This is a genomic window from Stenotrophomonas sp. GD03654 (genome assembly GCF_029845105.1).
In the GTDB taxonomy this organism is placed as follows: Bacteria; Pseudomonadota; Gammaproteobacteria; order Xanthomonadales; family Xanthomonadaceae; genus Stenotrophomonas; species Stenotrophomonas africana.
In genome coordinates this window covers 34,750-42,775 of the sequence record NZ_JAOCLC010000045.1, presented here as the reverse complement: position 1 = coordinate 42,775, position 8,026 = coordinate 34,750, and the positions used below count along the sequence as shown (strand labels likewise).

The 8,026-nt window shown below is 61.4% G+C and carries 7 protein-coding genes and 1 pseudogene; 3 read left to right on the top strand and 5 right to left on the bottom strand.

Annotation, left to right across the window (positions count from 1 at the left end; translation table 11 throughout):
• The first annotated feature begins 124 nt into the window (after window positions 1-124).
• Window positions 125-1,420: a site-specific integrase gene (locus tag N5J73_RS16210; protein WP_306463829.1), complete on the top strand. Its 1,296-nt coding sequence runs from the start codon at window positions 125-127 to the stop codon at window positions 1,418-1,420.
• 530 nt (window positions 1,421-1,950) lie between these two features.
• Here N5J73_RS16210 and N5J73_RS16205 read toward each other — a convergent pair.
• The 4 genes and pseudogenes from N5J73_RS16205 to N5J73_RS16190 form a co-directional block, all read right to left on the bottom strand.
• Window positions 1,951-2,219: pseudogene (locus N5J73_RS16205) on the bottom strand (integrase core domain-containing protein); the annotation flags it as partial.
• 140 nt (window positions 2,220-2,359) lie between these two features.
• Window positions 2,360-2,698: a cyclophilin-like fold protein gene (locus N5J73_RS16200; protein WP_004146590.1), complete on the bottom strand. Its 339-nt coding sequence runs from the start codon at window positions 2,696-2,698 to the stop codon at window positions 2,360-2,362.
• A 186-nt stretch (window positions 2,699-2,884) separates the two neighbouring features.
• On the bottom strand, window positions 2,885-4,099 hold the full coding sequence (locus N5J73_RS16195) for an MFS transporter (RefSeq protein WP_004146589.1): 1,215 nt from the start codon (window positions 4,097-4,099) through the stop codon (window positions 2,885-2,887).
• On the bottom strand, window positions 4,096-5,151 hold the full coding sequence (locus N5J73_RS16190; RefSeq protein ID WP_004146588.1) for an alpha/beta hydrolase: 1,056 nt from the start codon (window positions 5,149-5,151) through the stop codon (window positions 4,096-4,098). Before N5J73_RS16190 ends, N5J73_RS16195 begins: the two co-directional genes overlap by 4 nt.
• 135 nt (window positions 5,152-5,286) lie before the next feature.
• Between N5J73_RS16190 and N5J73_RS16185 the strand changes: the two genes are divergently transcribed.
• Window positions 5,287-6,174 carry a LysR family transcriptional regulator gene (locus tag N5J73_RS16185; protein ID WP_032969003.1) on the top strand — a complete coding sequence of 296 codons (888 nt, stop codon included), beginning with the start codon at window positions 5,287-5,289 and terminating at the stop codon, window positions 6,172-6,174.
• 75 nt (window positions 6,175-6,249) lie between these two features.
• Entirely contained in the window at window positions 6,250-6,924 is a 675-nt protein-coding gene (locus N5J73_RS16180; RefSeq protein ID WP_004146585.1) for a tyrosine-type recombinase/integrase, read from the top strand.
• Here the strand turns inward: N5J73_RS16180 and N5J73_RS16175 are convergent.
• A protein-coding gene (locus N5J73_RS16175; RefSeq protein ID WP_087986235.1) for an IS3 family transposase occupies window positions 6,869-8,025 on the bottom strand; the annotation gives its coding sequence in 2 pieces (ribosomal slippage) (window positions 6,869-7,785 and window positions 7,785-8,025; 1,158 coding nt in all). The two genes, N5J73_RS16180 and N5J73_RS16175, sit on opposite strands and share 56 nt — an antisense overlap.
• Window position 8,026 lies beyond the last annotated feature (1 nt).

Below are 8,026 nucleotides of genomic sequence, written 5' to 3'. Positions count from 1 at the left end.
CATAGATCCGTCCAAGGAAATCCAGCGGCATCGCAAATAACATATATTTGCCATTTATTTTCAATGGCTTACAAGTGACGTCATCCAGCACCGTCCAGCAACACCCATCACCACCCAACGCGAAATGGCATACCAGATGGCATACTGGATGGCATACCAGATGGCATACCAGACACCCATGGCACTGCTTACCGACATCAAAGCCAGAAGCACCACTCCCGGGAGCACAGCACTGCCACACGGCGGAGTCCCCGGCCTAAGCCTGCATCCTTCACGCACAAAGAAGGGGCAAGGTAAGTGGGTCCTACGCTACGTGAGCCCTACCACTGGCAAACGCCGCAATGCAGGCCTCGGCAGCTACCCGCATGTGAGCATCGCCCTTGCCGGCAAGCTGGCTCGCGAAATGCGCGAAGAGATTGCACTTGGGCAAGATCCCCTGGCGACCAAGGCGCCCGCAGTTGCTGCACCCGTGATGCCAACCTTCCAAGAGGCGGCAGAACAGGTACATGCCGAACTCAAGCCAGGGTGGAAGAATGCCAAGCACGCCCAGCAGTGGATCAACACGCTTACCGAGTACGCCTTCCCCAAGATCGGCTCCCTACCGATGGATCAACTTCAGCCTCGTCATATGGCCGATGTCTTGCGCCCGATCTGGCTGGAAAAAGCAGAGACCGCTTCCAGGGTAAAGCAGCGTTTGCATGCCGTGATGGCCTGGGGCTGGGCACACGGGTTCAACCAAGCCAACCCCGTGGATGTAGTCACCCATCTGCTACCGGTACAACCCAGCAAGACGGTCAGACAAGAGCATCAACCGGCCATGCCTTGGGCCGACATCCCGGCGTTTGTCAAAACCAGACTGGCGGATACAAACGAGCTAGATGTCACCAAACGTGCGCTGCTGTTTTTGATCTTGACCGCTGCGCGCTCTGGCGAAGTCAGGGGAATGACTTGGGATGAGTTCAATTTGCGCAACAAAGTCTGGATCATTCCTGCCGATCGCATGAAAGCCAGCCAGACCCATCGTGTCCCACTCTCTGAACAAGCCATCACTTTGCTGCAGGTACAGGCAGGGAAGCACGATCATCTGGTCTTCCCATCGATCCAGTCCCGAACAGTCCTCTCGGACATGACCCTAACTGCGCTATTGCGCCGCCTGAAGGCCCACAGCGATAGCGACAAGCGGACAGCCACCGCGCACGGCTTCCGGTCAAGCTTTCGCGACTGGTGCAGCGAGGAAGGCTATGCTCGGGATCTTGCTGAACGCGCGCTGGCCCACACTGTCCAAAACAAGGTCGAAGCTGCCTATCACCGCACCGATCTGCTGGAGCAACGACGCCCCATGATGCAGGCATGGGCTGATTTCATCCTCCCCAGACCTGCTCCGGACTGCTCCAGTCAGCCCATAGACCGACACGAATAGTGTTCAAGACATCCGGCCTCGACTCAATCTCTGGATCTCCCACGACAAGTTGAACAGGGCTCTACCCCCATCTCACTAGGATGGGGTGGACAGACGGGCAGATGGGAAGTAGTAATATTACTAACACAACTCCCATCGCGCCACAGCTCACGGCTTTGGCCATCGACGCCCATGAAAACCTTGCCTGTGACAGTCTGGCCTGTCCGGGACGCCTCATCGTCCCTACCTCTACCCGTTCTCGGTAGCACTGCCGCCTGCGGCTTCCCCAGTCCTGCTGAAGACTTCTTCCGGGAAGAGGATCGCTTGGATCTCAATGCCAAGCTGGCACCCAACCCACCAGCAACGTTCCTGGTACAGGCCGACTGCGGCGGCGCTGCACCTTCGAACGGCAGGTAACGGAGCTGCAAGTACGGGACGCACTGATCAACCGCTCCAGCCAATTGGGCGGACCGAAGATGCAACAAAGCCTCACGTCGATGCAAAACAGGCATTGAACCGCCCCGACTTTCTTGGAGGCCATTTGGTTTGAGTCAGGCCGCTTTGGCCTGACCGGCTTGCTGCCGATAGTAAGCCGCTTCGGCTTCCGCTGGCGGGATGTTCCCGATCGGCCCCAGCAGTCATTGGTGGTTGTACCAGTACACCCAGTCCAGCGTGGGGCCAGCTCCACCTGATCGCGATTGCGCCACGAATGCCGATGGATCACCTCGGCCTTGTACAGCCCATTGGTCGTCTCGGCCAGCGTGCTGCCATAGCTATCGTGCACGCTGCCCGCCGACAGTTCGACCCCGGCCTCGGCTAGTGTAGCGACCCATCGGTTCCTGCTCAGGTCATGCTACTAACAACCAAGCAGTTGGACAGCGCCGCCAAACGAAGTGGTCACAGCAGCCAGCCAGTTGGACTCTTGGCATGGCACCGATGTCCGCTTTCGGCCAGAAGCGGTCATTCTGAAAAGGCCACTCGACTACTACGATGGCCAAGCACCCGTCCTAGATCATGGGGATCGTTCACGTGTCCCAGCGGGGTATAGGAATAGGATGAACGGAAGGTCTCGTAGAAGAGGACCACGGTCTTCGAGCCATAGAGCATCAGATCGCCGTTCCGGATCGTGCCGGGATGGCTTGCATCGGTGGGCAATGCTTGCGGCAAGTCGACGTGTTTCTCGTTGCCGTTGAGCTCGGCCATCTCAAATGTCAAGGGGAGCCGGGCCGCGAATGCCCGCGCGGCATCGGTATCCGCCAACGTGATAGAGAAGCGATGTTCGCCGATGGTCATCCACATGCGGGCTCTCTCCTGTGTGGCAGGTACTTCGATGACCTCTTGAACATTCCCGACAGGTTCCTTTCGCTCACTGGCATTGCAGCCTCCCAGTATCAACAGGCCGAGCACCAGCAGGCTCGCTTGCCGCAACAGCCGCAATGTGGAACGAGCATCGTTAAACGCGAGGGGCCGCCTATTAACCATTGCTCAAGCGGCCCGTCCGGCCGACGCGCGCGACGTCAGCAACGTCAGGAAGGCACCGAGCAGAAGAACCACTGCGCTCGCCACGAACGTGCTTCGGTAGCCGCTGCCGTCGAACAACATCCCGCCCACGGTGGAGCCCAATGCGATCGCCAACTGGATCACGGCGACCATCAGGCCGCCACCGGCTTCGGCATCCTCCTCCGGCATCGCATCCGCGATCCAGCTCCACCAGCCGACGGGTGCCGCAGTGGCCAGAAGTCCCCACAACGCGAAGAGAACTGCAACTGGCCACATCCAAGCACCCAAGGGGATCAACGCGAGCGCGATTGCCGCCATCAGAACAGGAATGACGATCAGGATGCGATACAGGCCCCCCTTGAGGAAGGTGCCAATCATCGCCGTACCGATGAAGCCGGCGATCCCGATCGCGAGCAGGATCAGGGACAGCGTGGACACATCCACGCGAGTCACCGTTTCCAGGAAGGGCCGCACATACGTGAACAGCGTGAACTGCCCCATGAAGAACGCACCGCAGGCGGCCATCCCAAGCACCACGGTGCGACGCTTGAACAGACGGAATACATTGCCGGAGCCGTCGGCGCGCTCGGCGGCCATGGACGGCAAGCTGATCCACTGCCAGATGAAGGCGACGGCAGCCACCGGGATCAGGCAGAAGAAGGCGCCGCGCCAGCCGACCACCGAACCCAAGTGACTGCCCAGCGGCGCCGCGATCACGGTCGCCAACGCGTTGCCGCCATTGAAGACTGCCAACGCGCGCGGCACCTGCGCGGTCGGCACCAGACGTATCGCGGTGGCGGCCGACATCGACCAGAAACCGCCGATCACCACGCCGATCAGTGCGCGTCCCGCCAGGTAGACGACATAGTTCGGCGCCAGCGCGACCACCGCACCGGACACGGCCATCAGTCCGGTCAGCGCCAGCAGCAGGGTTTTGCGGTTCATGCTGCCGGCCAGCGTGGAAATCGACAGGCTGGTGATCACTGCGAACGCGCCGGAGATGGCGATGCCATAGCCCGCCAGCCCTTCGCTGACGTGCAGGTCGGCGGCCATCGGCGTCAGCAGGCTCACGGGCATGAACTCCGACGCGATCAGCGCGAACACGCACAGCGTCATGGCGAGCACACCGCCCCAGTGGGCGGGGCGCGCCGTGGCCTCGTATTGGCCGGTGACTGCCGGAACGTCCATCAACGTGGTCATTGCGCGGCCAGGTTCTGCCGGAAGAAGGCCGTCAGCTTGTCAAACGGAATCACGTCCACGCGGTCGTACAGGTCCGTGTGGTTCGCGTCCGGGATGATCATCAGCTCCTTCGGCTGCGCCGCGGCCGCGTAGGCGGTATCGCTGAAGTAGCGAGAGTGGGCCTTTTCGCCATGGATGAATAGGATCGGGCGCGGCGCGATCTCGTTGATGTAAGTCAGCAGCGGCATGTTCATGAACGACAGCGGGTTGGTGACGGTCCACGAGCCGTTCGAATTGACGGACCGCGGATGGAAGCCGCGCGGCGTCTTGTAGTAGTCGTGGTAGTCCACCAGAAATTGCGCTTCGCCGCCTTTCAGCTCGTTCATGGCCGGACCATGCGCGGGAGCGCCTTTCTCCGCGTCCTGCCAACGCTGCCGGCTCAGCTGCTCCAGGGTTTGCGTGCGCTGCTCGAGGGTCACGCTGTCGTTGTAGCCCTTGGACATGACGCGCGTCATGTCGTACATGGTGCTGGTCGCGACGGCCTTGACGCGCTTGTCCACGGCGGCGGCATTGAGCGCCATGCCGCCCCAGCCGCAGATGCCGAGGATGCCGATGCGCTCGCGGTCGACGTTGGCTTGCAGTCCGAGGAAATCGATGGCGGCGCTGAAATCTTCGGTATTGATGTCGGGAGAGGCGACATTGCGCGGCTCACCGCCGCTTTCGCCGGTGTAGGACGGATCGAACGCCAGGGTGACGAAACCGCGTTCGGCCATCGTTTGCGCATACAGGCCGGACGACTGTTCCTTCACCGCGCCGAAGGGGCCACCCACCGCGATCGCCGCCAGCTTGCCGCTGGCGTTCTTCGGCTGGTACAGGTCGGCCGCCAGCGTGATGCCGTAGCGGTTCTTGAACGTTACCTTCCGGTGCTCGACCCGGTCGCTCTTTGGGAACACCTTGTCCCAGTCCTGGGTCAGCGCCATCGTCTTTCCTCCTGAGGTCGGGACGTCTTGGGCGCCGGCGGCAAGGGGTGACAAGGCCAACATCAGCGCGGCGGACAGTGCGAATGCTTTCATTTGAGTCTCCTGGCGGTGGTCGGAAGACCACCATTGCCCGGCCAGTCTGGCGCCGCGTCGCTTCAGCGACTAGGTACTGATTACTGAATGCATCCATTAGCTCTGCTAATTGATGTGTGTGGCACACTGGCTTCCATGGCCAGGAGCAACCTCAACGATTTGCTTGCCTTCGTCACCGTCGCGCGCGAGGGCAGCTTCACGCGTGCTGCCGCCCAATTGGGGGTCACCCAATCGGCCGTTAGCCAGGCGATCAGCGGCCTGGAGGCGCGGATGCAGATCCGCCTGCTTACCCGCACCACGCGCAGCGTGGCACCAACGCCTGCCGGCGAGCGCCTGATGCGGGCGATTGGACATCGCTTCGACGAAATCGAGGCCGAGCTCGATGCCATTACCGAACTGCGCGAGAAACCCGCCGGGACGGTACGCATCACCTGCGGCGACCACGTGCTGCGCACCACGTTGCTGCCGAAGCTCGCGCCGCTGATGCATCAGTACCCCGACATCCACATCGAGTTCGATGTCTCCTATGGCTTACGGGACATCGTGGCGGATCGTTTCGATGCCGGCGTGCGGATGGGCGAGGAGATCGACAAGGACATGATCGCCGTGCCGATCGGGCCCAGGTTACGCATGGCGGCAGTCGCATCGCCCGCATACTGGGAAAAGCATCCTCCGCCGAAGACGCCACGGGACCTGGTCGCGCATCGCTGCATCAATATCCGGTTCCCGACGCATGGCGGGCTCTACGTGTGGGAGTTCGAGCGGGCTGGTCGGCAGCAGAACGTGCGCGTGGAAGGGCAAGTCATCTTCAACGCCAGCCACCACATCGTCGCGGCCGCGCTGGGTGGCTTGGGCATCGCCTACCTGCCCGAAGACGAGTTCGCGCCGCACCTCGAATCGGGCGAACTCGTACGGGTGCTTGCGCGGTGGTGCCCGCCATTCCCTGGATACCACCTGTATTACCCCAGTCGGAGGCAGCCATCACCTGCGTTCCGGTTGGTGGTCGATGCGCTGCGTGCCTGAGTCCGCTTTGGGTCGCATCACGCCTTCCTTCTGGGTGTAGGAGAAGCCTGACCAACCCTTCATCAGGAGTTGGGCATGGCAATTCTTCACACATATCAGCACCACGAGCCCTGGAACAAGGGCAAGCTGATCGGGCAGAAGGCACCGCTCAAGCTGAAAGACATCTGGGCTATTCGCATTCGCCTTCAGCTCGGCCACAAGGTCCGTGACCTCGCCCTCTTCAACCTGGCGATCGATTCCAAGCTACGCGCCTGCGACTTGGTGAAGCTGCGGGTATCGGATGTTTCCCATAGCGGTCAAATGGCATCCCGCGCCATCGTGATGCAGCAGAAGACCGGCCGACCCGTCCAGTTCGAGATCACCCAATCGACTCGCGAGGCCGTGCAGGCTTGGATCACCCACGCTGAGCTCAAGCAGTCGGATTTTCTATTTAGAAGCCGTATTTCGGACTCGCCCCACCTGTCGACGAGGCAGTACGCCCGCATCGTCCATCGCTGGGTAGAAGATGCTGGCCTCGAGTCGGGTTCCTACGGCACGCACACGATGCGCAGGACCAAAGCTTCGTTGATCTACCGCCGGACGCGAAACCTCAGGGCGGTTCAGCTATTGCTTGGGCATACGAAGCTAGAGAGCACCGTGCGTTACCTAGGTATAGAGGTCGATGACGCCCTGGAGATCGCCGAGCAGATGGGTTCTACCCCGAAATCACGGACTGTTTGGAAAAGGCTGAAAACTTCTGATCCTGTTTGACCCGGCGCCGTCGCATCCTGGGATTGTGGCGGCGCTCGATGTATTCGAACACATCGGACCTGGCGGCATCGAGTGTTGGATACGTTGTGCGATATATCCGCTCGCGTTTGAGCAGGCCAAAGAAGCCTTCGCAGGCGGCGTTGTCACCACAATGCCCCACCGCACTCATCGAGCAGAGCAGGCCATTGGCGGCCAGGTAATCCTGGTAATCACCGCTACGAAATTGGCTGCCGCGATCGGAGTGCAGGATCAGCGGATGCCGCTCCTGCCGTTGCCAAACCGTCATCTGTACCGCTCTGATCACCATCTGCCGGTCCTGCCGATGATGCATTGACCAGCCCACAATGCGCTGATCAAACAGATCCAGCACGACACACAGATACAGTTTGGCCTGCTGGGTCTTGATCTCGGTAATGTCAGTCACCCACTTGGTTTCCGGCTCCAGGGCGCTGAAATCACGCTCCAGCAGGTTGCGCACGCACGGCGGCGTCAGTGCCGGTTGGGCGCACTGACCACGCCGTTTCGGGCGCGGCCAGCCTTGAAGGCCTGCCAACGCCATCAGCCGGGCAACCCGGTTCCGACTGGCCGTCAGCCCTTCCTCGACCAGATCTTCCTGCATGCGGCCGGCACCCAGCGTGCCCCGGCTGTCCTGATGCAGCGCATGGATACGGCCCAGCAAGCGCTCGTTATCGCATTGACGAGGGCTGGGCAGGCGCTTGCTCCAGTCGTAGTAGCCACTGGTCGATACCCGCAGGCAGCGGCACATCAGGCGAATCGGAAACTCATCGCGGCAACGTTCGATCACCTGATACCTCAGGATGATCCCTTGGCAAAGAACGTCGCCGCTGCGCGCAAAAAATCCCGCTCCTTGGTGATCCTGGCCAACTCGCGCTTGAGCCGGGCAACCTCCTCGTCACGCGGGCTCCCGGTACCCGCAAAGGCGGCTTTCCCCAACGTCTCCGCCTCCCGCTTCCAGCGGGTCAGCAGACTGTCGCGGATGCCCAGCTCACGGGCCACCTGGGCGCAGCTGACACCGGGCCGACTGGCTTGCTCCACCGCGCCACGCTTGAACTCGGCACTGAACTTGCGACGCTTTGACATG